General features: G+C 71.2%; 25 protein-coding genes and 1 riboswitch. Of the genes, 4 read left to right on the forward strand and 21 right to left on the reverse strand.

Annotated elements, in window-relative coordinates:
* Window positions 1-58 precede the first annotated feature (58 nt).
* The 3 genes from ACX80J_RS10950 to ACX80J_RS10960 all read right to left on the reverse strand — a co-directional run bounded on the left by ACX80J_RS10950 (window position 59) and on the right by ACX80J_RS10960 (window position 2,896).
* Window positions 59-301, reverse strand: coding sequence for a hypothetical protein (locus tag ACX80J_RS10950; RefSeq protein WP_301229893.1), 243 nt, complete (start codon window positions 299-301; stop codon window positions 59-61).
* A gap of 126 nt (window positions 302-427) precedes the next feature.
* On the reverse strand, window positions 428-1,534 hold the full coding sequence (gene metX / locus ACX80J_RS10955) for a homoserine O-acetyltransferase MetX (RefSeq protein ID WP_459347914.1): 1,107 nt from the start codon (window positions 1,532-1,534) through the stop codon (window positions 428-430).
* A gap of 42 nt (window positions 1,535-1,576) precedes the next feature.
* On the reverse strand, window positions 1,577-2,896 hold the full coding sequence (locus tag ACX80J_RS10960; protein ID WP_459345757.1) for a bifunctional o-acetylhomoserine/o-acetylserine sulfhydrylase: 1,320 nt from the start codon (window positions 2,894-2,896) through the stop codon (window positions 1,577-1,579).
* An 81-nt stretch (window positions 2,897-2,977) separates the two neighbouring features.
* Window positions 2,978-3,094: riboswitch (SAM riboswitch) on the reverse strand.
* 154 nt (window positions 3,095-3,248) lie between these two features.
* Between ACX80J_RS10960 and ACX80J_RS10965 the strand changes: the two genes are divergently transcribed.
* The gene (locus tag ACX80J_RS10965; RefSeq protein ID WP_459345756.1) at window positions 3,249-3,890 is read left to right on the forward strand and encodes a VOC family protein; all 642 of its coding nucleotides are present in this window, start codon (window positions 3,249-3,251) and stop codon (window positions 3,888-3,890) included.
* A gap of 79 nt (window positions 3,891-3,969) precedes the next feature.
* Here ACX80J_RS10965 and ACX80J_RS10970 read toward each other — a convergent pair whose 3' ends face one another.
* The 7 genes from ACX80J_RS10970 to ACX80J_RS11000 form a co-directional block, all read right to left on the reverse strand.
* The gene (locus ACX80J_RS10970; protein WP_087072076.1) at window positions 3,970-4,257 is read right to left on the reverse strand and encodes a DUF1540 domain-containing protein; all 288 of its coding nucleotides are present in this window, start codon (window positions 4,255-4,257) and stop codon (window positions 3,970-3,972) included.
* 177 nt (window positions 4,258-4,434) lie between these two features.
* Window positions 4,435-5,232, reverse strand: coding sequence for a CPBP family intramembrane glutamic endopeptidase (locus tag ACX80J_RS10975; protein WP_459347787.1), 798 nt, complete (start codon window positions 5,230-5,232; stop codon window positions 4,435-4,437).
* Between the two features lie 57 nt (window positions 5,233-5,289).
* Complete coding sequence (hutI, locus tag ACX80J_RS10980) at window positions 5,290-6,504, reverse strand: imidazolonepropionase (protein ID WP_459345754.1); 1,215 nt, start codon at window positions 6,502-6,504, stop codon at window positions 5,290-5,292.
* The gene (locus ACX80J_RS10985; RefSeq protein WP_459345753.1) at window positions 6,492-7,970 is read right to left on the reverse strand and encodes a formimidoylglutamate deiminase; all 1,479 of its coding nucleotides are present in this window, start codon (window positions 7,968-7,970) and stop codon (window positions 6,492-6,494) included. Before ACX80J_RS10985 ends, hutI begins: the two co-directional genes overlap by 13 nt.
* Window positions 7,967-9,184: an allantoate amidohydrolase gene (locus tag ACX80J_RS10990; protein WP_459345752.1), complete on the reverse strand. Its 1,218-nt coding sequence runs from the start codon at window positions 9,182-9,184 to the stop codon at window positions 7,967-7,969. The genes ACX80J_RS10985 and ACX80J_RS10990 overlap by 4 nt, the downstream gene beginning before the upstream one ends.
* Window positions 9,185-9,215: 31 nt before the next feature.
* A complete protein-coding gene (gene hutU, locus ACX80J_RS10995) occupies window positions 9,216-10,895 on the reverse strand; it encodes a urocanate hydratase (protein WP_459345751.1) in 1,680 nt (559 codons plus the stop codon).
* Window positions 10,892-11,572, reverse strand: coding sequence for an IclR family transcriptional regulator (locus ACX80J_RS11000; protein WP_459347788.1), 681 nt, complete (start codon window positions 11,570-11,572; stop codon window positions 10,892-10,894). The genes hutU and ACX80J_RS11000 overlap by 4 nt, the downstream gene beginning before the upstream one ends.
* 62 nt (window positions 11,573-11,634) lie before the next feature.
* Between ACX80J_RS11000 and hutH the strand changes: the two genes are divergently transcribed.
* From hutH to ACX80J_RS11015, 3 genes are all read left to right on the forward strand, one after another.
* Complete coding sequence (gene hutH / locus ACX80J_RS11005; protein WP_459347789.1) at window positions 11,635-13,257, forward strand: histidine ammonia-lyase; 1,623 nt, start codon at window positions 11,635-11,637, stop codon at window positions 13,255-13,257.
* 49 nt (window positions 13,258-13,306) lie between these two features.
* Window positions 13,307-14,152 carry a siderophore-interacting protein gene (locus ACX80J_RS11010; protein WP_459347790.1) on the forward strand — a complete coding sequence of 282 codons (846 nt, stop codon included), beginning with the start codon at window positions 13,307-13,309 and terminating at the stop codon, window positions 14,150-14,152.
* A gap of 97 nt (window positions 14,153-14,249) precedes the next feature.
* A complete protein-coding gene (locus tag ACX80J_RS11015; protein ID WP_459347791.1) occupies window positions 14,250-15,002 on the forward strand; it encodes a SpoIIAA family protein in 753 nt (250 codons plus the stop codon).
* Between the two features lie 45 nt (window positions 15,003-15,047).
* On the opposite strand, the gene ACX80J_RS11020 is transcribed toward ACX80J_RS11015, so the two are convergent.
* From ACX80J_RS11020 to ACX80J_RS11070, 11 genes are all read right to left on the reverse strand, one after another.
* Window positions 15,048-16,247: a cation:proton antiporter gene (locus ACX80J_RS11020; protein ID WP_459345746.1), complete on the reverse strand. Its 1,200-nt coding sequence runs from the start codon at window positions 16,245-16,247 to the stop codon at window positions 15,048-15,050.
* A gap of 7 nt (window positions 16,248-16,254) precedes the next feature.
* Entirely contained in the window at window positions 16,255-16,737 is a 483-nt protein-coding gene (locus ACX80J_RS11025) for a cation:proton antiporter regulatory subunit (protein WP_087072065.1), read from the reverse strand.
* Between the two features lie 24 nt (window positions 16,738-16,761).
* Window positions 16,762-17,736, reverse strand: coding sequence for a cation diffusion facilitator family transporter (locus ACX80J_RS11030; protein ID WP_459345745.1), 975 nt, complete (start codon window positions 17,734-17,736; stop codon window positions 16,762-16,764).
* Between the two features lie 140 nt (window positions 17,737-17,876).
* Entirely contained in the window at window positions 17,877-18,974 is a 1,098-nt protein-coding gene (locus ACX80J_RS11035) for an NAD(P)/FAD-dependent oxidoreductase (RefSeq protein ID WP_459347792.1), read from the reverse strand.
* 9 nt (window positions 18,975-18,983) lie between these two features.
* Window positions 18,984-20,279: a glycine C-acetyltransferase gene (locus tag ACX80J_RS11040; RefSeq protein WP_459347793.1), complete on the reverse strand. Its 1,296-nt coding sequence runs from the start codon at window positions 20,277-20,279 to the stop codon at window positions 18,984-18,986.
* A gap of 14 nt (window positions 20,280-20,293) precedes the next feature.
* On the reverse strand, window positions 20,294-21,337 hold the full coding sequence (gene tdh / locus ACX80J_RS11045; RefSeq protein ID WP_459345742.1) for an L-threonine 3-dehydrogenase: 1,044 nt from the start codon (window positions 21,335-21,337) through the stop codon (window positions 20,294-20,296).
* Between the two features lie 286 nt (window positions 21,338-21,623).
* Window positions 21,624-22,523 carry an aminoglycoside phosphotransferase family protein gene (locus tag ACX80J_RS11050; RefSeq protein ID WP_459345741.1) on the reverse strand — a complete coding sequence of 300 codons (900 nt, stop codon included), beginning with the start codon at window positions 22,521-22,523 and terminating at the stop codon, window positions 21,624-21,626.
* Between the two features lie 25 nt (window positions 22,524-22,548).
* A complete protein-coding gene (gene gatB / locus ACX80J_RS11055) occupies window positions 22,549-24,063 on the reverse strand; it encodes an Asp-tRNA(Asn)/Glu-tRNA(Gln) amidotransferase subunit GatB (RefSeq protein WP_459345740.1) in 1,515 nt (504 codons plus the stop codon).
* Window positions 24,063-25,568: an Asp-tRNA(Asn)/Glu-tRNA(Gln) amidotransferase subunit GatA gene (gene gatA, locus ACX80J_RS11060; RefSeq protein ID WP_459345739.1), complete on the reverse strand. Its 1,506-nt coding sequence runs from the start codon at window positions 25,566-25,568 to the stop codon at window positions 24,063-24,065. The genes gatB and gatA overlap by 1 nt, the downstream gene beginning before the upstream one ends.
* A 3-nt stretch (window positions 25,569-25,571) precedes the next feature.
* Window positions 25,572-25,868 carry an Asp-tRNA(Asn)/Glu-tRNA(Gln) amidotransferase subunit GatC gene (gene gatC, locus ACX80J_RS11065; protein WP_087072057.1) on the reverse strand — a complete coding sequence of 99 codons (297 nt, stop codon included), beginning with the start codon at window positions 25,866-25,868 and terminating at the stop codon, window positions 25,572-25,574.
* 113 nt (window positions 25,869-25,981) lie between these two features.
* Window positions 25,982-26,515 (reverse strand): GNAT family N-acetyltransferase, encoded by a 534-nt coding sequence (locus ACX80J_RS11070; protein WP_459347794.1) that lies wholly within the window; start codon window positions 26,513-26,515, stop codon window positions 25,982-25,984.
* Window positions 26,516-26,542: the final 27 nt, after the last annotated feature.

Consider the following 26,542-nt stretch of genomic DNA (forward strand, 5'->3'; position numbering starts at 1 on the left):
CGGTCGCCCCTGTCATCCCACGCGTCAGGAGCCGACGGGTACCGCTGGGTGCCGCCGACTAGCTGTCGAGCGAGACCTCGCCATTGGCGACCGCGTCCGCGCACGCGCTCAGGTCCGGCCCGGGCTTGAAGTCGACGAACTGCGGCTGCAGCTTCTGGAAGAGGAACTCGTAGACCTCCTCGCGGGACTTGCCGCCCATCGTCTCGACCGCCTCGCGGACCGCGCCCTGCAGTGCCCGGTCCGAGTCCAGCAGGATCTTGTCGCGTGCTTCCTGGTTCCAGCCAATGGTGCTCAGTTCCATGAACAGCTCCCCTTCATCTTCCGTCGACGAGTCCGGGCGTCTACCTCAGACCTGCCTGCCGCCGATTGCTAAGCAGGCTTAGCTCCAAGACTAGGTGCCCGTCCGGGGAAACCCAACCGATAACCGCTACCCCGCGTAGAAGGCCGAGCGGAGTTGCGCGTCGAGCTGGTGGATCTGGGTCAGGAACGCATCGTGGCCCACCGGCGAGGAGATCATGTGGACGGGCACCTCGCCGGGCAGCCCCCGGGCCAGCCGCTCCGACTGCTCCGGGAAGTAGAGTCGGTCCGAGTCCACGGCGGCGATGAAGAACTCCGCCGTGGCCTCCCCCAGTGCCGCGTCGAGGCTGCCGCGGTCCCGCGCGGCATCGTGGCTCATCAGCGCCTCGGTCAGGATGACGTAGCTGTTCGCGTCGAAGCGGCCCACGAGCTTGTCCGCCTGGTGGTCGAGGTAGCTCTCCACCTGGTAGCGGCCCCGCTCGGCGGGCAGGACGGCACCGAAGGGCTGCTCGGCGTCCTGCTCCGCGCGCCCGAAGCGTGCTTCCAGTTCCTGCTCCGAGCGGTAGGTGATGTGGGCGATGCGCCGGGCGATACCGAGGCCCGCCTCCGGATGCGGGCCGTCGTAGTAGTCGCCGCCGCGATAGGCGGGGTCCAGCCGGATTGCCTGCAACTGCGCCTGGGCGAACGCTATCTGTTCGGCCGAACTGGCGGCAGTGCAGGCGATGACGGCGCACCGCTCCACCCGCTGCGGGTACATCAGTGCCCACTCGAGCGCTCGCGCCCCTCCCATCGACCCCCCGAGGACCGAGTGCCACCGCTCGATGCCGAGCCGGTCGGCGAGCAGGGCTTCGGCCCGGACGGAGTCGCGGATGGTGACGAAGGGGAAGCGCGATCCCCAGGGAGTGCCGTCGGGTGCGAGGCTGGCCGGCCCCGTCGAGCCGTAGCACCCTCCCAGCATGTTGACGGACACGACGAAGTACCGGTCGGTGTCCACCGGGCGGCCGGGGCCCACGAGCGAATCCCACCAGCCCTCCTCCTCCGATGCGCCGCGTGCCACGTGCGAGCTGCCGGTCAGGGCATGCTGCACGAGCACCGCGTTCGAGGCATCCCGGTTCAGCCGGCCCCAGGTCTCGCAGGCGAGCTGCACGTCCGGCAGCTCACCTCCGGTCTCGAGGGCCAGCGGTCCGATCGGGGCGACGCGTAGGAGCCCGTCCCCCGAAGGGCGCGCGTCGTCGATCCCGGGGTGCAGTGGAGCAGGAGGGTAGGTGGTCACGAAGGGCTAGACTCCTTTGGCGGCACGGAACCCCGCGTCGAGGTCGGCGAGGATGTCGGTGATGTTCTCGAGGCCCACGGACAAGCGGACGAGACCCGGACGCACGCCCGCGGTGAGCTGCGCCTCCGCCCCGAGCTGGCTGTGCGTCGTCGACGCCGGGTGGATGACGAGCGAGCGGACGTCGCCGACGTTCGCCACGTGCGAGTGGAGTTCCAGTCCGTCGACGAAGCGCTTGCCGGCCTCCAGTCCCCCGACGATGTCGAAGCTGACGATCGCGCCCGTCCCCCTGTTCCGCCCGTACTTCCTGCCGCGCTCGTACCAGGGGCTCGAGGCCAGGCCGGCGTAGGAGACGCGCTCGACGTCGTCGTGCCCCTCCAGCCATTCGGCGACCGCCTGCGCATTCTGCACGTGGCGCTCGACGCGCAGGCTGAGGGTCTCCAGTCCCTGCGCGATGAGGAAGGCGTTGAACGGCGAGACGGAGGAGCCGAGGTCGCGCAGGAGCTGGACACGGGCCTTGAGGATGTACGCGAGGTTCGCGCCGAGTGCGCTGCCGACACCGAGGTCCCGCGCATAGACGAGTCCGTGGTAGCTCTCGTCCGGCGTGTTGAACCCGGGGAACCGCTCGGGGTACCGGGCGAAGTCGAAGTTCCCCGAATCGACGATGACCCCGGCGATGGCATTGCCGTGACCTCCGAGGTACTTCGTCGCGGAGTGCACCACGATGTCCGCGCCCCATTCGATGGGCCGGATCAGGTACGGCGTGGACAGCGTGTTGTCCACGATCAGGGGAAGCCCGTTCTCGTGCGCGACGGCGCTGATGCCCTCGATGTCCAGGACGTCCTGCCGGGGGTTGGACACGACCTCGCCGAAGAAGAGCTTGGTGTTCGGCCGGACGGCGTTCCGCCACTGCTCGAGGTCGTCCGGGTCCTCCACGAAGGTGGTCTCGATGCCGAACTTCCTCAGCGTGTGCTTGAAGAGGTTGTACGTGCCGCCGTAGAGGCTGGGGCTGGCCACGATGTGGTCCCCCGCCTCCGCGATGTTCAGCACCGCGAAGGTCTCGGCAGCCTGGCCCGAGGCGAGCAGCAGGGCGCCGGCTCCGCCCTCGAGGCTCGCGATCCTCGTCTCCACTGCCTCCTGCGTGGGATTCCCGATGCGCGTGTAGATAGGAGCGAGTTCCGTCAGCGCGAACCGGTTGGCGGCACTCTCGGCGCTCGGGAAGACGAACGACGACGTCTGGTAAATAGGCAGCGCACGCGCTCCCGTGGCTGCGTCCGGTGTCTGGCCGGCGTGGATCTGGCGTGTCTCGAAAGACCAATCGTTGGACATGGTGCTCCCTGTCGGAAGGGGCCCCGCCTGGTCCGGTGCTCCGGCCGGTGCGTGCCGCTCCAGGAGACCGGCTCCCGCAGGAGCCCGCGCTTGCACGGCGCCGGAATAGCGCCGAACCTGGTCTTCACCCGGGGCACCCCACCGCGGTTGGAGGGTTGCCGGCCAGCAAGCCGGGGCTTCGTGCTGGCACTCATGACCTGCACCCATGAAAACCCATCGGAGCGGATCCGGCAAGCCGGATGACCTCTCGTGAAGCAGCCTGCGGAGGGGCGACGGGGACGCGATCGGAGGACCAGCAGGAGTAAGGCGAGCCTTAGTCGAGACGTGCATCACTTAGTGCCAAGATAACCGCATGCGATTGGACCATGTCTCATATGCCTGCGAACCCGATGGACTTGCTGCGACTGCCGACCGGATCGCGGCCAACCTCGGGATGGACCCCGTGAAGGGTGGCGTGCACCCGCGCTTCGGCACCCGGAACATGATCTTCCCCCTGGTGAACGGCCAGTACCTGGAGGTCGTGGAGGTCCTCGACCACCCCGCGTCGACCAAGGCTCCCTTCGGTCAGGCCGTGCGCGCGCGCTCCGAGGCCGGCGGAGGCTGGATGGGCTGGTGCGTCGCCGTGGACGACCTCGCCCCGTTCGAGGAGCGCCTCGGCCGCAGCGCGGTTCCCGGCAACCGCAAGTTCCCCGACGGCCAGGAACTGACGTGGCAGCAGATCGGCATCAAGGGGCTCATCGCGGATCCCCAGGTCCCCTACCTGCTCCGCTGGGACGAGGGCACCGAGGCCCTGCACCCCTCCCAGGCGCGCCCGGCATCGGTGAAACTGGCCTGCCTGACCATCGCGGGCTCGTCGGAACGGGTGACCGAGTGGCTCGGCACCGATGTCGAGGAGACGCTCGACGGCGTGAAGGTCCAGTGGATCGCCCCGAACGGCACTCCGGGCATCATGTCCGTGACCTTCGAGACCGCCGACGGCCGCATCGAGATCTGACGTCGCTGAGAATTGAACAGGAAAGGGCCGGACAATCGTCCGGCCCTTTCCTGTTGCCGCGCCTCGGGCGGAGGCGCCGTCAGGCGTGGGTGTAGGTGAGGCAGTCGGCGGCGTCGGCGCCGGGGCCCACCTTGACGGCCGGGGCGCCGCACAGCAGGTCGTGGTTGAAGGTGCACTCCGAGCGCTGGCACGCGCCCACGTGTGCGAGCATCTTCGGCAGGCCGCCACTGATGGAGGTGTCGATGAAGGTGGCACAGGACGCGTGTTCCTCGCTCCCGGACACTGTGATCGCGACGGCGGTGCAGCCCTCGTGGTTGAACGAACAGTTGTGGACACTGCACTCAGAGACACTGGTGACGACGCTCATGATTCCTCCTGGCTGGTCCGGTGGAGCCCCGGGGCGGAGCCGCCGTTGTGCTGGTGGACATCACGGTAACACCGCGGTCGGCCGATAATTTAGTCACGGTTTTCGCGCGCAAATCAGCGTAGGTGAGCCTTCCCTGGGCAGTTCGTGGGCCGAGGCGTCGGCCGATTCACCCCCGATTCATCCGCCGATCCCGATGGCGGGTCCGAGGAGCGCGAATCCCACGAAGCCCGCCGTGTCGATGAGCGCGTGCGCCAGGACGAGCGGCAGGACGCGGCGCGTGCGCGTGTAGAACCAGGCGAACAGCAGGCCCATCAGCACGTTGCCGACGAAGGGTCCGAACCCCTGGTAGAGGTGGTAGCTGCCCCGCAGCACGGCACTCGTGAGGACGATGGCGGGCGTGGACCAGCCGAGCTCGCGCAGGCGGAGGAAGAGGTAGCCCACCACGAGGACCTCCTCCAGCACCCCGTGGCGGACGGCCGACAGGACGAGGACCGGGACGGTCCACCAGTAGGCGTCCAGGGCGGCCGGGACGAGGGCCGTCGTGATGCCGAGCTCCCGCCCGCCGGCATACACCCCGAGGGTCCCGACGCCGATGACGGCCGCCAGCCCGATCCCGAGACCGATGGTGCGCAGGGGCCTGTCAAGCGTGAGCCCGAGGCGCCGGAACGCCGGAACGCCGTGCCCGCTGAGCAGGAACAGGACGAGGGCCACGGGCACCAGGGCGAAGACGATCCCCAGCACCTGGTAGGTCAGATCGAAGTACGGCCGGTCGTTCAGCACCGGGTTCAGGGTGGTGGTCTGCGCCGCCAGGGGTCCGCGCGTCAGCTTCTCGGCCAGGCTCACGATGGAGTACACGGCCGACTGCCCCAGGGAGAGGCCGAACACGATCAGCAGCTCCGCGGTGATGCGTCGCCGGGGCGGAGCATCCGTCCGGGTATCGACGGCTGAGGGCGCGGAGGTGGACTCGGCAGGCATGGCGCTATCCTCCCAGCGGTCGCTGGGGATTCCCAGTCCGGCGGCCCGGCGAGTGCCCTACCGCACGCGCTTGCCGGCGCGCCAGACCGCGTGCACGAGGGGCATGCCGGGGCGGTACGCGAGGTGGGTGGCCGACGGCGCGTCGAGGAGCTGCAGGTCCGCCCGGTGCCCCACGGCGAGCGACCCGACGGCCCGTCGGCCGTCGGTGTCCTCGCCCGTGTGCCGCCGCAGGGCGAGGGCTCCCCCGACGGTTGCAGCCCGTACCGCCTCGGCGACGGTGAGCCCCATCTGCAGGACGGCGGTCGCGACGCAGAACCCCATGGCGGTCGTGTAGGAGGTGCCGGGGTTGCAGTTGCTGGCGATCGCCAGCTGCACTCCGGCGTCGAGCAGCCTCCGCGCAGGCGGGAACGGCTGGCGGGTGGAGAGGTCGCAGGCGGGCAGGCAGGTCGCCACGGTGCCCGGCGTGCCCTGCGCCCCGGAGCCTCCCCCGAAGTCCGCCCACGTCCCGGCGAGGGCGTCGACGTCGTCGTCGGTCAGGTAGTTGGCATGGTCCACGCTGGCAGCGCCGAACTCCACGGCGAGGGCGACGCCGCCGCCCGGTCCGAGCTGGTTGCCGTGGACGCGCAGGCCGAGCCCCGCCTCCGCGCAGGCCGACAGGACGCGGCGGGACTGCTCGGCGGTGAAGGCGCCGGTCTCGCAGAACACGTCGGCCCAGCGAACGTAGGGGCGGACGGCGTCGAGCATCGGGCCGCACACCAGGTCCGTGTACTCGTCCGGATCCCACCCGGCCGGGACCAGGTGCGCGCCGAGGAAGGTCACCTCGTCGACGGTGCCGGCCGCGATGCGCGCACTCCGCGCCTCCTGCCCGACGTCGAGCCCGTAGCCCGTCTTCGTCTCCAGGTAGGTGGTTCCCCCCGCGGCGGCCTCCGCGACGCGGCCCAGGAGCAGGCGCGTGAGGTCGTAGTCGCCGGCCGCACGGGTCGCGTCGACCGTGACGGCGATGCCCCCCGCGGCGTACGACTCCCCCGCCATCCGCGCCTCGAACTCCGCCGTACGATCGCCGGCGAACACGAGGTGGGTGTGGCTGTCGACCCAGCCCGGCAGTCCGGCCCGCCCGCCGGCGTCGTACGCCTCGTCCGCGGCGGGTGCCTGCGCGGCCGGACCGATCCAGCTGATGCGTTCGCCCTCGAGGACCACGGCGGCGTTCCGCAGGACCGCGGCCTCGCCGTCCTGCGTCATCAGTTCACCGATGTTGGTGATCAGCTGCGCCATGCGTGCTGCTCCTTGGGTTGGAGGGAGTCCGCGGCCTCGTCGAGGCGCGCGATGGCCGCCACGAGGAGATCGGCCGGCCTGCCGAGAACTGTATGCACGCCGTTCCGGGCCAGCAGCTCTCCCCCGACGACGACGGCGGTGACGTCCTGCGCGGTCGCCGTGTAGGCGAGCTGCTCCTCCGCGGAACCTGCCGTCCGCGCGCTGTGCGGGTCGACGGCCATGAAGTCCGCCGCGCAGCCCGGGCGGAACCCGGCGCCGGGACGTCCCTGCGCGGTGGCCCCGCCGACCGCGGCGATGCCGTGGAGCCCGGCCGGGTCGAAGTGCCCGCGGCGTCCGGTGCGCAGGCGTTCGCCGTGCTCGAGCGCGCGCATCTCGAGCCACGGGTCGACGACCGCATGCTGGTCGGTGCCGAGAGCCAGGGTGGCCCCGGCCCCACGGAACCCGCCGGCCGGTCCGAGGCCGTCCGCGAGGTCCGCCTCCGTCGTGGGACAGAGCACGACGACGGCCCCCGCGTTCCCGAGGACCGCCACGTCGCTGTCGCTGACGTGCGTCGCGTGCACGGCGGACAGGTGCTCGCTCACAAGCCCGTACCGGTCGAGCAGCCCGGTGGGCGTGGTGCCGGTGGCGCGGAGGCAGTCCTCGTTCTCCGCGGGCTGCTCGGAGAGGTGGATGTGCAGCGGCATCGCGGACGGCAGGTTCTGCGCGATCACGGCCAGCTGGTCCTCGGGCACGGCCCGCACCGAGTGGATGGCTGCGCCGACGGACACCTGGTGCGCGGGGTACAGCGCGGAGACCGCGGTCCGGAGGGACGCGAGCCGGTCGAGCCACCGGGCGGCCGTGCCGTCGGAGAAGCGGAGCTGCCCGTCCTCGAGGGGCGTGCCGAAGCCGCCGGCGAGGTAGCAGGTATCGAGCAGCGTCAGGCGGATGCCCGCCCGGACGGCGGCACGCGCCAGGGCCAGCTCCATGGCGTGGGGCCCGTCGCCGCCCGGCCCCTGGCCGTAGCCGTCACCGTAGGGAGTGCCGTCGGGCTGGTGGTGGACGTAGTGGAATTCGGCGACGCTGGTCCAGCCGGCTGCGACCATCTCCGCGTACGCGGCGGTGGCCAGCTCCTCGTAGAGCGCGGGCGTCAGGGCTCCGGCCGCGCGGTACATGGTCTCCCGCCACGTCCAGAACGTCCCCCCGCGGTCGTGGGTCCGGCCCCGCAGCGCACGGTGGAACGCATGCGAGTGCGCGTTGGCGGCGGCGGGGAAGGCGACGCCGGAGAGCACGACGTCGTCGTCCTGCGCGGCGACGCCCGGCGCGACACCGACCACCATCCCCTCGGGATCGACCTCCACGCGGACGGCGTCGCGCACGCCGTCCGCATCCAGCCAGGCGTGCTCGCACCAGACGGCGCGGACCGCGCCGCGCCGGGTTCCGTCCGCGCCCGGCGCGGGACCCGTGCCGACCCCACCCCGTCCGCTCACAGCAGGTCCTCCAGGACGTCGGCGAGCGCAACGGCCCCGGCATCGGCGTCGTCGCGCTCCACGAACTCCTCGGGCGAGTGGCTGATACCGGTGGGGTTGCGGACGAAGAGCATGGCCGTCGGGGCGATGGCTCCCAGGATGCCGGCGTCGTGCCCGGCCCCGGTGGGAAGGGTGGGCGTGCCGGGGAAGGACCGGCCGAGCGCCGAGGCCAGCGTGTGCCGGAGGGCACCGTCGAAGTGGACCGTGCCGCTGCGCGATTCCTCCGTCAGGGTGGCGCGGCAGCCCTCGAACGCGCAGATCTTCTGGGCCTGGCCGTGGATCTTCTCGATGAGCGACGCCGTCACCGCGTCCTCCTCGTGGCGTACGTCGAGCCACAGGTCGACGCGCGAGGCGATGACGTTCGTCCCGCCCGGCACCGGCTGGAGGCGGCCGACGGTCGCGCGCGCACCGTCCTGCTCCGCGGCGATCTTCCGCGCCGCGAGGACCACCTGCGCCGCCGCGATCATGGGGTCGGCGCGGTCCGCCATGAGGGTGGTCCCGGCGTGGTTGCCCTGGCCGGTGATGGACAGGCGCCACCGGCCGTGGCCCAGCATGGTGGAACCGATGGCGACGGCGGAGTCCAGGTCGATCAGGCCCCGCCCCTGTTCGACGTGAAGTTCGACGAAGTCCCCGATGTGCCGGATGGCTTCCTCGTCCCGGCCCAGGTGCGCCGGATCGATGCCGGCGGCCCGCGAGGCCTCGGCGAACGTGGTGCCGTCGGTGTCGGTGAGGGACCGGACGGTGTCGGGGTCCACCGACCCCGTGAGCAGGCGCGACCCGAGGCAGGACAGCCCGAACCGGGAGCCCTCCTCCTCGGGGAACACGGCGACGGCGAGCGAGCGGCGCGGCGCGACCCCCCGGTCCCGGAGCAGGTCCACCGCGACCAGCGCCGACGCGACGCCCAGCGGCCCGTCGAACGCTCCGCCGCCGGGGACGGAGTCGAGGTGGCTGCCGGTCACGAGGGCGCCGTCGCGGCTGTCCGTGGCGTCCCACCAGGCCCAGAGGATCCCGTTGCGGTCCGTCTCCACCGACAGCCCGCGGGCCGTCGCCTCGGCGTCGAACCACTCCCGGAGGGACAGTTCGGCGCCCGTGTAGACGCCGCGGGAGTACCCGCCGCGGGACGGGTCGCGGCCGATGTCGCTGATGGAATCGAGGACTGCGGAGACGGTCTGCACGGAAACACCTTCCGATCGGAGTCGAGGGACTTCAGGATTCCATGGGGATGCGCACGCCGCGCTCGGCGGCGACCTCGCGGGCCCGTTCGTAGCCGGCATCCACGTGGCGGATGACGCCCATGCCGGGGTCGTTGGTCAGGAGGCGCTCGAGTTTCTGGGCGGCGAGGTCCGTCCCGTCCGCGACCGAGACCTGCCCGGCGTGGATGGAGCGTCCGATGCCCACGCCGCCACCGTGGTGGATGGAGACCCAGGTGGCCCCCGACGACGTCGTGAGCAGGGCATTCAGCAGGGGCCAGTCGGCGACGGCGTCCGAGCCGTCCGCCATGGCCTCGGTCTCGCGGTAGGGCGAGGCCACGGACCCGGAGTCGAGGTGGTCGCGGCCGATGACGATCGGGGCCGAGACCTTGCCCTCGGCGACCAGCCGGTTGAACAGCAGACCGGCCTTCGCGCGGTCGCCGTAGCCGAGCCAGCAGATACGCGCCGGCAGTCCCTCGAATTCGACGTGCTCCGCGGCGGCGTCGAGCCAGCGGTGCAGGTGGCCGTTGTCGGGGAACAGGTCCTTGAGGGCGGCATCGGTGACGGCGATGTCCGCGGGATCGCCCGAGAGCGCCACCCAGCGGAACGGACCGAGTCCCTCGCAGAACAGGGGGCGGATGTAGGCGGGGACGAAGCCGGGGAAGTCGAACGCGCGGCCGTATCCGCCCTTCCGCGCCTCGTCGCGGATGGAGTTGCCGTAGTCGAACACCTCCGCACCGGCATCCAGAAAGCCAACCATCGCCTCGACGTGCAGGGCCATGGAGGCCTGCGCCTTCTTGGTGAAACCCTCCGGGTCGGCGGAGGCCTCGCGCTCCCATTCGTCGGGCGCGATCCCTTCCGGCAGGTAGCTCAGCGGGTCGTGGGCGGACGTCTGGTCGGTGACGATGTCGACGTCGAGCCCGCGCCGCAGCAGTTCGGGGAAGACGGTGGCGGCGTTGCCGACGACGCCGACGGACAGCGCGCGCTTCTCGCGCTTCGCGGCGAGGACCTGCTCGACGGCGTCGTCGAGCGTGTCGGCCACGGTGTCCAGGTACCGCTTGGCCACGCGGCGGCGGAGGCGTGCCTCGCTCACGTCGACGATCAGGACCGCGCCGCCGTTGAGGGTCACGGCGAGGGGCTGGGCGCCGCCCATGCCGCCGCAGCCGCCGGTCAGGGTCAGCGTGCCGGCGAGGCTCCCGCCGAACCGCTTGTGCGCAATGGCCGCGAACGTCTCGAAGGTCCCCTGCAGGATGCCCTGCGTCCCGATGTAGATCCAGGATCCCGCGGTCATCTGCCCGTACATCATGAGGCCCTCGGCTTCGAGGCGCCGGAACTCGGGCCACGTGGCCCAGTCGCCCACGAGGTTGGAGTTGGCCAGCAGCACCCGGGGCGCCCACGGGTTGGTGCGGAAGACGCCGACGGGCTTGCCCGACTGCACGAGCAGCGTCTCGTCGTCGTCGAGGGTCTCGAGGGTGCGGACGATCGCGTCGTAGGCCGCCCAGCTCCGCGCGGCGCGGCCGGTGCCGCCGTAGACCACGAGGTCCTCGGGGCGTTCGGCCACCTCGGGGTCGAGGTTGTTCATCAGCATGCGCAGGGGTGCTTCCGTCTGCCAGCTCTTCGCGGTCAGCTGTGTGCCGCGGGCCGCGCGGATGGAGCGGGAGGGGTCGTGCGTGGGGGTCGTGGGGCTGCTGGTCATGCTGGTTCTCCTGTCAGGTCCCCGGTCGCGGCGACGCGGGCGGATGGTGTGAGCAGGGCGGAGGCCTCCCGCGCGACGAGCGATCCGATGCGGCGGGCCTCCGCCTCGGTGATGCGATAGCTGGGGACGACGACGCTGAGCGCCGCGACGGCCCTGCCGCCCGGTGAGACGGGCGCGGCGATGGCGGTCACGTCCGCCTCGACGCCGTCGCGGACGACGACGAAGCCTTCGGGCGTGTCCCCGGTCAGGACGGCGCCGACGGCGGTTCCCGCCAGCGGGATGCTGCGTCCCACCCAGCTGGCATGGCGGACGGAGTGCGTCCCCTCGCGCATCGCCAGGTATACGCCCTCGCCGTCGTGGGACGGGACGCTGAGGTAGGCCGATTCACCGGTCTCGTCCACGAGGCGTTCCAGCGCGGGTTCCGCGAGGGAGACGAGCGACTCGTGGCCGAGTGCCTGCGCCCCGAGCTGCATGACCCGGAGTCCCGGCCGGTACGTCCCGAGCCCGTCCCGCCGCACGAATCCCGTGCCCTCGAGCGTGCGCAGGAGCCGGAGGGCGGTCGACGCCGAGAGCTCCGTCTCCCGTGCCGCGTCCGCGAGGGTCAGGGACCCGGCGTCGCAGACCGCCCCGAGGAGCACGAGGGCGCGCTCGACGGTGCGTGTCGATGATTCCGCCACGGTCCCCTCCTTGCTTTCGGCCTTGCCATGCATTTCACTTATTGAAACGTCATTTTCACTCTATGGCAATAGTGGCATCGCCGCAGGAACCGAGGAACACCGTGAACCAGCACTCCGTGATCGTGGGCACAGGCCCCCTGTCCCCCGCCGATGTCGTCGCGGTGGCGCGGCACGGGTCACCCGTCGAGCTGGCTCCCGAGGCGCTGGCGGCCATGGCCGCGTCCCGTGCGGTCATCGACTCCCTCGTCGACGACGGCACGCCCCACTACGGTGTCTCGACCGGCTTCGGCGCCCTGGCCACCAAGCACATCCCGCTGGACCAGCGGAGCCAGCTGCAGCGCAGCCTCATTCGCAGCCACGCGGCCTCGTCTGGTGCCGAGGTGGACCGCGAGGTGGTGCGCGGCCTCATGCTCGGGCGCCTCTCCACCCTCGCGACGGGGCGCACGGGCGTCCGGCCCGTCGTCGCCGAGACCTATGCGGCGATGCTCACCGCGGGCATCACCCCGGTGGTGGGCGAGTACGGGTCCCTCGGCTGCTCGGGAGACCTGGCGCCGCTGTCCCACGTGGCCCTGGCCCTGATGGGCGAGGGCAGTGTCCGGACCGCCTCCGGCGACCTCGTCCCCGCCGCCGAAGCCCTCGCGGCGGCGGGCATCGCCCCCGTGGAGCTGCGCGAGAAGGAGGGCCTCGCGCTGATCAACGGGACGGACGGGATGCTCGGGATGCTGGTCCTCGCTGCGGACGACCTGCACCGGCTCTTCACGACGGCGGACCTCGCGGCGGCGATGAGCGTCGAGGGACTGCTCGGCACCGATGCCGTCTTCGCGGAGGATCTCCATGCCCTGCGTCCGCATCCGGGCCAGGTGGCGTCGGCGGCGAACATCCGGTCGCTGCTCCACGACTCCCCCCTCATCGCGGAGCAACTCACCTCGGAGACCGGCCGCCACCGCTTCACCCGTGTCCAGGACGCCTATTCGCTCCGGTGCGCACCGCAGGTCCACGGCGCGGCGCGTGCCACCCTGGCGCACGCCGAGTCCGTCGCCTCGATCGAACTCGCCTCCGCCATCGACAACCCCGTGATCACCCCCGACGGCAGGATCGAGTCGAACGGCAACTTCCACGGAGCCCCCGTGGGCTACGTGCTCGACTTCCTCGCGATCGCCGTCGCCGACGTCGCCTCCATGAGCGAACGCCGCACGGACCGCTTCCTCGACAAGTCGCGCAGCCACGGGCTCAACGCGTTCCTGGCCCATGACCCCGGCGTCGACTCCGGCCACATGATCGCGCAGTACACGCAGGCCGGCATAGTCTCCGAGCTCAAGCGCCTCGCGAACCCCGCATCCGTGGACTCCATCCCGTCCTCCGCCATGCAAGAGGACCACGTCTCGATGGGCTGGGCGGCCGGACTCAAGCTGCGGAAGGCCATCGACGGCCTCACACGGGTGCTCGCCATCGAGATCCTGACCGCGGCGCGGGCGCTGGACATGCGCGACGGCGGCACTGCCGGCGCTGCCGGTGTGCGCAGCTCCGCCCCTCTCACCGCCGTCCGGGCGCGGCTGCGCGAGGACGTCGAGGGCCCGGGCACGGACCGCTACCTCGCCCCGGAGATCGAGGCCGCGCGGTTGCTGGTCGACGACGGTTCCCTGCTGGCGGCCGCGCTCGGGACGCTCCCAGCACCCCTCCAGTGAAGCTTGTTAGGGTGGACTAACTACTGCCCCGAGAAAGAAGCACAGCTCCATGTCCTCGCCCGTGTCCGCATCGACCCGCAAGCCGCCGCGCCCCCAGGCCGTCCTCACCGTGGAGGAGACGCAGTGGCTGAGCCCGCACCTCGTGCGGGTCGTCGCGGGCGGGCCCGGCTTCTCCGACCTCCAGGAGTGCGACGCCACGGACAAGTACGCGAAGCTGCTGTTCGCGAAGCCCGAGCTCGGGCTGGTGCCGCCCTACGATCTCGCAGCGCTGCAGGATGAGCTGCCGGCCGGCGACCGTCCCGTGAAGCGGACGTACACCATCCGGTGGCTCGACCGCGAGGCGCAGCGCCTCGCCATCGATTTCGTGGTCCACGGGGACGAGGGCATCGCCGGCCCCTGGGCCGCGCAGGCCTCCCCGGGAGACGCCCTGGTGCTCATGGGACCATCCGGCAAGTGGTCGCCGGACCAGGACGCCGACTGGCACCTGTTCGTGGGCGACGACTCCGCCCTCCCTGCGATCGCCGCCGGCATCGAGGCCCTGCACGCGGACGCCGTCGGGCACGCGTACCTCGAGGTGGACAGCGCCGCCGACGTGCTCCCCCTGGCCGCTCCCGCGGGCCTCGACCTGCACTGGCTGTACCGGGACGGGCAGGCGGCAGGAACGACGACGCTGCTCGCGGACGCCGTCGCCGCCGGACCGTGGCCCGAGGGCCACGTCGACGCCTTCGTGCACGGTGAGCGCGGGGCGATGAAGGCGCTGCGGGACGTCCTGTTCAAGGAGAAGAACCTCGCGCGCTCGCAGGTCTCCCTGTCCGGCTACTGGGCGTACGGCCGCGAGGAGGACACCTTCCAGGCGGAGAAGCGCGAGCCGATCGGCAAGATCCTCGACGACTAGGACGGGCCCTGCGCGCGTCGCGAGCCGATCCTACGGGGCGGTGGTTGAACGTAGGGGCTCCCGGGGCCATCATGGCAGGAAGGGGACCGGGGGGACGATGACCGCTGCAGAACAGCAGGCGCTGCCGCGCTACACGTTGAGTGACGCAGGTGACTTCCTGTGCCTGCGCTGGGCGTCCGGCGTCACCCTGCAGGCCGAGGACATCGAGTCGACGATCGCGGCTGTCACCGCCGCGTCCCCCCGGGGCAGGCGACCACTGCTGGTGCACATCGGCCGGGTGGAGCGGATCACGCCGGAAGCCAAGCAGCTGCTCGTGGAGGACACGTGTTCCACGCGGACGGCCGTCGTCGGCGTGGACGAGGTGAGCAGGGTCCTCACGGCCTTCAACTACAGGTCCGCGACCCCCAGCCGGTACTTCACCGAGGAGGCCGACGCGATCGCCTGGCTCCGGGAGGATCCGGGCCCGGACGGCGCCATAGCTCCCGGGGAGGCGTTCCGCGCGGAGATGCGGGGCGACGTGTTGTGGGTCGAGTGCGAGACCAGCACGGATGTCACGAACGACGTCGCCGAAGCGCTGGTCACGCGGGTCCACGAGCTCAGCCCGTCGGTCTGCCCACCGATGCTCATCCGCCTCAACCATCTGGTCTCACTCACCGAGGACGCACTGCACTCCCTGGCGACGGGACTGGACATCGCGTCCCTGGCCATCGTCGGGGCCGAACCCGGGGATCCGATCATCACCGCGTACTACAAGCAGCAGCACCACCCGCCCTACCCCACCAGGCACTTCACCACGGCCGGCCCTGCCCAGGCCTGGCTGGCCGACTGCTTCCGGCAGGGGCCGGGGTAGGACGGGTTTCTTCCTGCCCCGTCGGACCGTCCGTCACCGGTTTGGTCACGAGGCCAGGCCCGTGGCCTCCCTCGGACGCCGCTTCGGGATTCGTTCGGCGAACTGCATCGCCGGCTCGGCGAGGCGCGCCAGGACCGGTCCGAGGACGGCCATGAGCAGGACGTAGGTCGTTGCCAGGGCGGCGAGCTCCGGAAGAACGGCGCCCGACGCCACCGCGAGCCCGGCGATGACGATCGAGAACTCCCCGCGCGCCACGAGCGCGGTGCCCGCGCGTGCCCGGCCCATCCGGCCGATGCCCTGCCGCCGGGCGGCCCACCAGCCGGTCGCGATCTTCGTCGCCGACGTGGCGACGGCCAGGAGCAGCGCGACGCCGAGGACCGGCGGGATCGAGGACGGGTCGGTGTTCAGCCCGAACACCACGAAGAAGATCGCCGCGAACAGGTCGCGCAGCGGCTCGAGGATGCGCGCCGCGTTCTCCGCCGTCGCGCCCGAGATGGCGATACCGAGGAGGAACGCGCCGACGGCTGCCGAGACCTGCAGCGCCGAGGCGAGCCCCGCGACGAGGAGCGCGGCACCGATCAGGGTCAGGAGGAAGACCTCGCGGTCGGTACTGTCGACGACCGCCGAGACGACGTTGCCCCAGCGCAGGGCGACCACCAGCACGAGCGTGACGACGAGCAGCGAGATCCCGACCGTCCCGAGCCCTCCGGCGAAGCTGAGCCCGGCGAGGACCGCGGTCAGCACCGGCAGGTAGATGGCCATGGCGAGGTCCTCGAACACGAGGATCGCGAGGACCGTGGGCGTCTCGCGGTTGCCGAGCCTGCCGAGGTCGCTGATGACCTTCGCCGCGATGCCCGAGGAGGAGATGTACGTGACGCCGCCCATCACGAGCCCTGCGACGGGACCCCAGCCGAGGATGACGGCGACGAGGGCTCCGGGGGTGAAGTTCAGGACGAAGTCCACGATCCCGGCGAGCCAGGACTGGCGCAGGCCGGTCACGAGTTCCTTCGCCGTGTACTCGAGGCCGAGCATCAGCAGCAGCAGGACCACGCCGATCTCGCTGGCGACCGCGCTGAACTCCAGGACGCCCTGGAGCTCGATGAAGCCGCCCTGCCCGAAGAACAGGCCCCCGATGAGGTAGAGCGGGATCGGCGAGAGCCCGATCCGGCCGGCGAGCCGCCCGAGGATACCGAGGAACAGGAGGATGGCGCCGAGTTCGATCAGGGTCAGGGCGGTCGTGTGCACCGGCGGCTCAGCCGTTTCGCAGGATGTCCGCCGCGGCGTCGAGGCCTTCGGACGTGCCCACCACCACCAGCAGGTCACCGGCGGCGAGGGTGAAGTCGGGCGTGGGCGATGCCTGCACCTGGCCGGAGCGGAGGACGGCGACGAGCGACGCCCCGGACCGGGAGCGCATGCGCGTGTCCCCGAGCGGACGGCCGTCGAAGGGCGAGCCCCGCTCGATGAGGAACTGGCGCGTGGTCACGCCGGGCAGGTCCCGGTGCTCCTCCGTCAGCTGCGCGACGAGCTGCCGCGAGCCGAGGAGGTTGCCGATGGTGGCGGCCTCGTCCGGGGTGAGCGGGATGGACGCCACGCAGGCATCCGGGTCCCCCGCCTTGGAGATGATCAGGTCGAGGTCGCCGTCGCGCTGGCTGACGATCCCCACCCTCCGGCCGGAGCCCGTGAGGATCTCGCGGCGCACTCCGATACCCGGGAGGGGTGTTTCGATGACGTTCATGCGCCCATCCTAGACCTGCGCCGGCTAATCGCTGCCGGGCAGGGGCCGGGTGGAGCTTCCGTTCGCTGAGGGCGTCGAGGCGGCCCTCGGGTCGTACAGATCGGGCTCGAGGTAGATGGTCGTGGCGATGGGGACGGCGGCCCGGATCCGCTGCTCGGCCCGGTTGATGTCGGCGGCGATCTGCGCGCCGGTCTCCTGGCTCTCCACGCTGATCTTGGCGGCGACGAGCAGTTCGTCCGGGCCGAGGTGGAGGGTCTTGAGGTGAATGATCCGGGTGGACCCGCCGTCACTGATGGCTGCCTCGATCTTCGCGACGGCCGGCGCGGCCGCCGATTCACCGAGCAGCAGGCTCTTGGTCTCGATGGCCAGGACGGCGGCGATCGCCACGAGGAGCAGTCCGATCATCGCGGTGCCGGCGGCGTCCCAGAGGCCGTTGTCGGTGAGCAGCGTCATGGAGACGCCGAACAGGGCGAAGGCGAGGCCCACGAGGGCGCCGAAGTCCTCGAGCAGGATCACCGGCAGTTCGGGCGACTTCGCCGTCCGCACGAAGCGCACCCAGCTCATGCTGCCGCGCGTGTGGTTGGACTCCCTGATGGCAGTGCGGAACGAGAACCCCTCGGCGATGATGGCGCCGATCAGCACGGCGAGGGGCACCCACCAGAACGATCCCTCGATGGGGTGCGGGTCGAGGTACTTGTGGTAGGCCTCGTAGAGCGCGAAGAGCCCGCCGACGCTGAAGAGGACGATCGACACGATGAAGGCGTAGATGTAGCGCTCGCGGCCGTAGCCGAAGGGGTGCTCCGGGCTGGCCTGCCGTTTGGACCGCTTGCCGCCGACGAGCAGGAGCAGCTGGTTGCCGGAGTCGGCCACGGAGTGGATGCCCTCGGCGAGCATGGACGAAGAGCGCGTGAGCGCGAAGGCCACGAACTTGAGCGCGGCGATGGTGAGGTTCGCGGCGAGGGCCGCGATGATCGCCTTGGTGCCTCCACTTGCTGACATGATCCGTTCCCTACGTTCGATGTGTCGGCCCGCCGGCGCGTGCCGGACGGCCTCGGGTTCCTACTCTACGGAAACTCCTCGCCGCCGGGACATGGTCCGGCCCGCCGGAACGCCCGTTGCGGGCGGCGACGTCGGCGGGCTCAGGCGGGCCGGAGGGCCGTGGCTGCCGCTGCGATCCGGGCGGGGTCGGCTCCGAGGTCCACCGGATCGGCGCCGGTGAGCAGGACGGCAGCGAGTTCTGCGATGCCCGAGGACGTCTGGAAACCGTAGCCGCCCTGGCCGGCGAGCCAGAAGAAGCCGGGGTGGCCGGCATCGAAGCCCACCACGGGGAGCCCGCCGGCCCGCTCCGTCCGGAGCCCGGTCCAGGACCGCAGGACCGAGGTGATGCCGAGGGAGGTGACCGTGCCGAGGTGGTCGATGAGCGCCTCCACGTCGCCCGGGTGGGGCTGGGCGTCCCCGGGCTCGGCGGGCTCCGCCTCGCTTGGGGAGATCAGCACCCCCTCGGCGTCGGGCCGGTAGTAGAACGAGCCGTCGGCAGCCGCGACCATCGGCGTCCCCAGCCGGGGGGCGTTCTCCGCCGTGACGATCGCGGCGGTGCGCCGGAGCGGGACGAGGCCCTGGGGCCCGACGCCGCAGAGTTCGGCGACGGCGTCCGCCCACGCCCCGGCGGCGTTGACGACCACGCCGGCGCCGATCGTGCGGTAGCCCGCGCGGACGCTCCAGCCCGCGCCGTCATAGCGGGCCGCCGTGACGGGAGAGTTCGGAAGGATGATGACGCCGTCGTCACCCGCGCTCCTGCGGTGGTATTCCAGCAGGAGGTCGGTGTCGGTGCCGACGCAGTCGACGTCGAGGGCCGCGGCCTCGAACGATTCCGGGCGCAGCTGCGGGCACAGCTCGAGCGCTTCGGCATGCGACAGCCTGCGCATCGAGGAGTTGGCCTCCGCCGCGACGTCCGCCTCGGAACCGATGAGCAGGAAGGACCGGGGCACCGTCAGGGGAAGTCCGGTGGAGGTCTGCACGCCGGCCAGCAGGTCCAGCGTGCGGTGGGTCAGGTCCACCACGGGTTCCGGACCGTAGCTCGGGATGAGCTGCCGCGCCGAGCGCGACGACGTGTGGTAGCCGAGCGTGGGCTCGGACTCGACGAGGACCACGCCGGCGAACGGTGCCAGCACGGAGGCCAGCGACAGGCCGGCGATTCCGCCACCGATGATCAGGACATCGCACTCGAGGGAACTCATCCGCTCATCCTAGGACGGCTGTCCCCCTCCAGATGCCACCCGGAGCCCGGGCCCAGCCTCGTCCCCGTTCTCGTCCCCGGGATGTGCGCCGGGGGCCCCGCCGGCGGAGTCTGGCTGGTCCCCGCCGACCTCGTTCCGCGCGGCGACGAAGGCCCGGACGCAGGCCTCGATGTCCTCGCCGGTGTGTGCGGCGGAGAGCTGGACGCGGATGCGGGCGGCACCCTTCGGGACCACGGGGTAGCTGAAGGCCGTGACGAAGACGCCGTGCGCGAGCATCGCGTCGGCGGTGCGGGCGGCGAGCACCGCGTCGCCGAACATGACCGGGATGATGGCGTGCTCGCCCTCGAGCAGTTCGAAGCCCTCGTCCGTCATGCGGCGGCGGAAGAGCGCGGCATTGGCGGCCAGGGTGGAGCGCAGGTCGGCGCTGTCCTGCACCAGGTCGAGCGCGGTCAGGGTTGCGGCGACGATGGACGGAGCGAGCGAGTTCGAGAACAGGTACGGGCGGGCTCGCTGCCGCAGCAGTGCCACGATCTCTCGCCGGGCGGCGACGTACCCGCCGGACGCGCCGCCAAGCGCCTTGCCGAAGGTTCCCGTGAAGATGTCCACGCGGTCGGAGACGCCGGCATGCTCCGGTGTCCCGGCACCGGTCGGGCCGATGAAGCCGACAGCGTGGGAATCGTCCACCATGACCATCGCGTCGTAGCGCTCCGCGAGGTCGCAGATGGCCTCGAGGGGGGCGAGGTAGCCGTCCATGGAGAAGACGCCGTCGGTGACGACCAGGCGGCGACGTGCCCCGGACGCCTCCTGCAGCTTCGCCTCGAGGTCCGCCATGTCGCGGTTGGCGTAGCGGAGGCGCTGCGCCTTGGAGAGGCGGATGCCGTCGATGATCGAGGCGTGGTTCAGCGCGTCGGAGATGACGGCGTCCTCCGCCCCGAGGAGCGATTCGAAGACGCCCCCGTTCGCGTCGAAGCACGAGGAGAAGAGGATGGTGTCCTCGGTGCCGAGGAACGCCGACACGCGGCGTTCGAGCTCGAGGTGCAGGTCCTGGGTGCCGCAGATGAAGCGGACCGACGCCATGCCGAACCCGCGCTCGTCGAGGGCTGCCTTGGCGGCCGCGATGATGTCCGGGTGGTCGGCGAGGCCCAGGTAGTTGTTGGCGCAGAAGTTGAGCACCCGCGCACCGTCCGCCCCGGCCGTGATGGAGCTGGACTGCGGTGAGGAGAGAGGGCGCTCGCGCTTGAAGAGGCCCGCTGCGCGGATGTCGTCGAGTTCACCGGCGAACTGGTCGCGGACTGCTGAATACATGGTGTTCCTGCCTCCTAGAAGGTGGTCCAGTCGAGGACCACTTTGCCGCTCGCGCCGTTGCGCGCTGTCGCGAATCCCTGCTGCCACTCCTCAGCGGGCAGGCAGTCGGTGACCACGGACGAGACTGCGTCACGCAGTGTCCGGTTGGACTGCAGCATGGCGCTCATCGCGTACCAGGTCTCGAACATCTCGCGCCCGTAGATGCCCTTGAGGGTGAGCATGTGCGTGACGACCTTGCCCCAGTCGATGGCGATGGGGGCGGAGGGCAGGCCCAGCAGCGCGATGCGCCCGCCGTGGGTCATGTTGTCGATCATCTCCGGCAGGGCGGTCGCATGGCCCGACATCTCCATCCCGATGTCGAAGCCCTCCCTCATGCCGAGCTCCCGCTGGGCGTCCGCGATGCGCCTGCGGCTGACGTCGATGGCGATGTCCGCGCCGACGCCGCGCGCCAGGTCGAGCCGCGGAGCCGAGACGTCGGTGATCGCGATCTTGCGGGCGCCGGCATGGCGGGCGACGGCGACCGCCATGAGCCCGATCGGCCCGGCGCCGGTGATCAGGACGTCCTCGCCGACGAGCGGGAAGCTCAGCGCGGTGTGGACGGCGTTGCCGAAGGGGTCGAAGACGGCGCCGAGTTCGGGCGTGATGCTCGCGTCGTGGACCCATACGTTGGTCTCGGGGACGACGACGAACTCCGCGAAGGCGCCGTCGCGCTGCACCCCCACGCTCGAGGTGTGGATGCACATCTGGCGGCGGCCGGCGCGGCAGTTGCGGCAGACCCCGCAGACGACGTGCCCTTCACCGGAGACGCGGTCCCCGAGGCTCACGCCACGGATGCCTCCGCCGAGGGCGACGACCTCGCCGTAGAACTCGTGGCCGGGGATGAGGGGCGCCGGGATCATGCCCTGCGCCCAGGGGTCCCAGCTCTCGATATGGAGGTCCGTGCCGCAGATGCCGGTGGTCATGACCCGGATCTTGACCTCGCCGAACCCTGCGTCGGGTTCGGGCCGGTCCACGAGCTCGAGGCCGGGATGCGCCCCGGATTTGTACAGCGCCTTCACTGTTCGTTCCTTCCATGCCGCTCCCGGCGTCCAGCGGGATGGGCTGGGCCTGGGCGGTACGAGTGCCGGGCGGGATGTGCCCGCAGTCACACTATCAGCGGGGCGCCGGTGCTGTGGGGTGCTCCCCCGCCGGCCCTTCGGGGTGTGCCGCCGCGCCGGGTGCCCGGACCCGCGGGAACGCCGCCCCGGGTCTGGGCACCCGAGCCGGGTGCAGCGACCAACGCGGGTGCAGCGGCCGAGCCGGGTGCAGCGGCCGAGCCGGGTGCAGCGACCGGAAGCAGCCGGCTCAGTCCTCGAGGACCGCCGCCAGGATCTCGAGGCCCAGCGCGAGGAAGTCCGGCGAGTCGTCGGAGGAGGCCACCATGGCACTGCCCATGCTCAGCGCCCAGCCCCGCGCCCGATCCCAGGTCGCGGCGTCGGTGGGCCGCAGGGCGTCGAGCTCCGAACGGAAGGCCTCCCTGCCCGCGGCGTCGAACACCAGCCAGGCGGCGGCGAGGTCCGTGGCGGGATCGCCGGAACACAGGTCGCCGAAGTCGACGACGCCGGCCAGCGTGCCGTCCGCCGCCAGCACGAGGTTCCCGGGATGCAGGTCGCCGTGCAGCCACAGGGGTGGGCGCGACCACTCCGGGGCGGCGAGGGCCGAGGCCCATACGCCGAGCAACCGCTCGGCCGGAAGGCCCGGCAACGGCGGAAAGGACACCAGTCGGCTCCGCACGACGTCGTCGCGCCCCGCCAACCGCCCACCCCGTCCCACCGGACTCACCGGGGCGTCCGCCGGAGCCTCCTGCTGGAACTGCACGAGGAACCGCGCGAGCGGACGGGCCACCGGAGCGCGGTCGGCCCGCGACACGGTGGTTCCGGCAGCCCCCTCGATCCACCGGCAGACGGACCAGTGCCACGGATAGCCCGGGCCGGGCCTTCCTGCGCGCAGCGGCGCCGACGTCGGCACGTCCAGGTGGTCGATCAGGCCCGGCAGCCACCGCTGTTCGGCGACCATCAGGAGCTCCGCGACCTGCCGCCGGGGCAACCGCACCACGAGGTCCGGTCCCAGCCGGAACAGCTCGTTGTCCCAGCCGTTCCCGGCCCGCACCAGGGGCAGGCCGGCGAGGTCGGGATGCTGGTCGGCCAGCAGGGACATGACAAGGGAGGGCCCGATGTCGATCTCTGCCCTCGGCAGCACCGCCATCGCGCCCTCCCCGGTACTGCTGGTGCTATCCCTCGACGCCGAGGCGCTGCAGGATGAGCTCGCGCACGCGGCCTGCGTCGGCCTGGCCGCGCGTCGCCTTCATGACGCCACCGACGATCGCCCCGACGGCCTGGATCTTGCCGCCGCGGATCTTGTCGGCGACGTCCGGCTGGGCCTCGAGGGCGCCGTCGATCGCTTCGAGCAGCGGGCCGTCGTCGGACACGACGGCGAGGCCGCGCTTCTCCACGACCTCCGCGGGCGTGCCCTCGCCGGCGAGCACGCCGTCGAGCACGTCGCGGGACAGCTTGTCGTTGATCTTGCCCGACTCGATGAGCGCGTTGAGCTCCACGATCAGTTCGGGCGTCACACCCAGCTCGGCGGGCTCGACGTCGGCGAGCTTGGCGCGGCGGGAGATCTCACCCATCCACCACTTGCGGGCGACGGAGGCACTCACACCGGCGGCGATCGTGTCCTCGATCGAGGACATCACGCCCGCGTTGACGACGTCGCGGAACTCGGCGTCGGAGTAGCCCCAGTCGGCCTGCAGGCGCTTGCGGCGCTCGGCGGGAGGCTCCGGCAGTTCGGCGCGGAGCTTCTCGATCCACGCATCGTTCGTCACGACCGGCACGAGGTCCGGCTCGGGGAAGTAGCGGTAGTCGTCGGCGTCGGACTTGGGGCGGCCCGACGTCGTGGAGCGCGTGTCCTCGTGCCAGTGGCGCGTCTCCTGGATGATCGGCGTGCCGGAGTCCAGGACGGCCGCGTGGCGCTGGATCTCGTAGCGGACCGCGTGTTCCACGGAGCGCAGCGAGTTCACGTTCTTGGTCTCGGTGCGGGTACCGAACTTCTCGCGGCCGTGCGGGCGCAGGGACACGTTCGCGTCGCAGCGCACGTTGCCGCGCTCCATGCGCGCATCGGAGACACCGAGGTTCTTCACGATCTCTCGGATCGCGGCGACGTAGGCCTTGGCCAGCTCGGGAGCCCGCGAGCCGGCGCCCTCGATGGGCTTGGTCACGATCTCGATCAGCGGGACGCCGGCGCGGTTGTAGTCCACGAGGGAGAACTCGGCGCCCTGGATGCGGCCCGTGGAGCCGCCCATGTGCGTGAGCTTGCCGGCGTCCTCCTCCATGTGGGCGCGCTCGATCTCGACGCGGAACACGGTGCCGTCGGCGAGCTCGATGTCGATGTGCCCGTCGTACGCGATCGGGTCCTCGAACTGGGAGGTCTGGAAGTTCTTCGGGGTGTCCGGGTAGAAGTAGTTCTTCCGCGCGAAGTAGCACTTCTCGGCGATCTTGCAGTTCAGCGCGAGGCCGATCTTGATCGCGGATTCCACGGCCACGCCGTTGACCACGGGCAGGACGCCGGGCAGGCCGAGGTCCACGGGGGTCACGTTCGTGTTGGGGACGTCACCGAACGCGTTGGGCGCGGAGGAGAACATCTTGGTCTTGGTGTTGAGCTCCACGTGGACCTCGAACCCGAGCACCGGGTCGTACTTCTCCATGGCCTCGTCGAAGGACAGGACCTCATCGGTTACAGCAGTCATTACTTCCCACCTGCAATCTCGGGGGCCTGGGCCAGCAGGGGCCCGCCCCACGTCTCTTCGAGGAGTGATTCGAGGACGGCGCCCACGCGGTACAGGCGTGCGTCCTGGCGGGCGGGGGCGAGGAGCTGGATGCCGACGGGCAGTCCGTCCTCGTCCGCGAGGCCGCCGGGCAGCGACAGGCCGGGGACGCCGGCCATGTTCGCGGGGATGGTGGCGACGTCGTTCAGGTACATCGCCAGCGGATCGTCGAGCTTCTCCCCCAGCTTGAAGGCCGTGGTCGGGGCGGTCGGCGAGATCAGCACGTCGGCCTGCTCGAACGCCGCGGCGAAGTCGCGCTGGATGAGGGTGCGGACCTTCTGCGCCGAACCGTAGTAGGCGTCGTAGTAGCCGGCGCTCAGCGCGTAGGTGCCGAGGATGATGCGGCGCTTGACCTCGTGGCCGAAGCCGGCGGCGCGGGTCGCGCCCATGACGCGTTCGATCGTCGGGGCGCCGTCGGGCACCACGCGCAGGCCGAAGCGCACGCCGTCGTACTTGGCGAGGTTGCTGGAGGCCTCCGACGGCATGATCAGGTAGTAGGCGCCGAGCGCGTACCGGAAGTTGGGGCAGGAGACCTCGACGATCTCCGCGCCCGCCGAGCGCAGCAGCTCGAGCGACTCGTGGAAGCGGGTGAGGACGCCGGCCTGGTAGCCCTCGCCCTGCAGTTCCTTGATGACGCCGATGCGCATGCCGTCGACCTGCCCGAGCCGGGCGGCCTCGACGAGCGCGCCGACGGGGTCGGTCAGCGACGTCGAGTCGTGGGGGTCGTGGCCGCCGATGACCTCGTGCAGCAGGGCGCTGTCGAGGACCGTCCGGGACACCGGGCCGATCTGGTCCAGCGAGGACGCCATGGCGATGGCGCCGTAGCGGGACACCCCGCCGTAGGTCGGCTTCACGCCGACGGTTCCGGTGACGGCGCCGGGCTGGCGGATGGAGCCGCCGGTGTCGGTGCCGAGGGCCAGCGGCGCCTCGAAGGCGGCGACGGCCGCAGCAGATCCACCGCCCGAACCGCCGGGGATCCGGTCGAGGTCCCAGGGGTTGCGGGTGGGACCGTACGCCGAGTGCTCGGTGGAGGAACCCATGGCGAACTCGTCCAGGTTGGTCTTGCCGAGGATCGGCATCTTCGCCGCGCGGAGCTTGCGGACCACGGTGGCGTCATAGGGGCTCTGCCAGCCCTCGAGGATCTTGGAACCGGCCGTGGTGGGCTGGCCCTTGGTGACGATGAGGTCCTTCACCGCGATCGGCACGCCGGCCAGGGGGTGCAGGGTGTCGCCGTCCGCGCGGGCCTTGTCGACCTCGGCGGCGACGAGCAGGGCCTCGTCGGTGTTGACGTGCAGGAAGGCGTTGATGGCGCCGTCCACGGCATCGATGCGGTCGAGGTAGGCCTGCGTGGCCTCGACGGCGGAGACCTCCTTCGACGCGAGCTTCTGGGCCAGGGCGTCGGCGGTGAGGTGGATCAGGTCTGTCATGGGTTACTCCCCGTCCAGAATTGCAGGGACCTTGAAGCGGCCGTCGGCGTTGTCGGGTGCGCCGAGGAGCGCTTCCTCGTTGCTGAGGGTCTCCCCCACGACGTCGTCGCGGAACACGTTGCTCAGCGGGATGGGGTGGCTCGTGGCGGGGACGTCGTCGCCCGCCACTTCGCTCACGGTCTTGATGGCATCGACGATGACGGCGAGTTCTTCGGCCATGCGGTCGAGCTCGTCGTCGTTCATGTCGATGTGGGCGAGCCGTGCAAGGTGCGCGACGTCGTCCCGGTTGATCTCAGCCATGGATCTCCCCTGGAAGTCGGAAGTGGGTATCTGCCTCCAGTCTAGTGCTGGCGCGGGTGGCCGCCGGCATCAGGAACGGGCGACGACGACGGCGTCCGGGTGGTGCCGCTGAGTCAGAGTGCCAGCCGGAAGACCCACAGCAGGATGTCCTCGTTGGGGACCTCCCAGTCACGCTCGGGAACGCGGACGAAGCCCATCGACTCGTAGAGGCGGTGGGCACGCACCATGTCGGAGCCGCTCGTCAGGCTCACCGCCTCGATGCCGGGAAGGGTGCGGGCGTGCTCGATGATGCGCTCGACCATGGCGCGGCCGACCCCGGCGCGCTGGACGGCAGGGTCGACGGCCAGCATCCGGAACTCGAGCTCACCCTCGATCGCGATGTCGGTGTACCGCTGTCCGGCGAAGGTCAGCGCCACCGAGCCCACCACCACGCCGTCGCGCTCGGCGACCCAGACCTCCGCGTGCTGGGCCCGGTGCTCGATGTCGGCCAGCACCGCCATGTAGGGATGCGACTCGTCGCCGAAGTAGCCGGCCTCGAGGTAGGCGCCGCGCGTGATGCGCCGGACGTCGTCGTAGTCCTCGGGGCGGACGGGCCGGATGCTGATGAGGGAACCGCGCAGGGCGCTCCCGGAGGGTGTTGGGGTCACCGGCCCATTTTGCCACGCAGCGGGGGT

It is taken from the genome of Arthrobacter rhamnosi, from assembly GCF_054510975.1.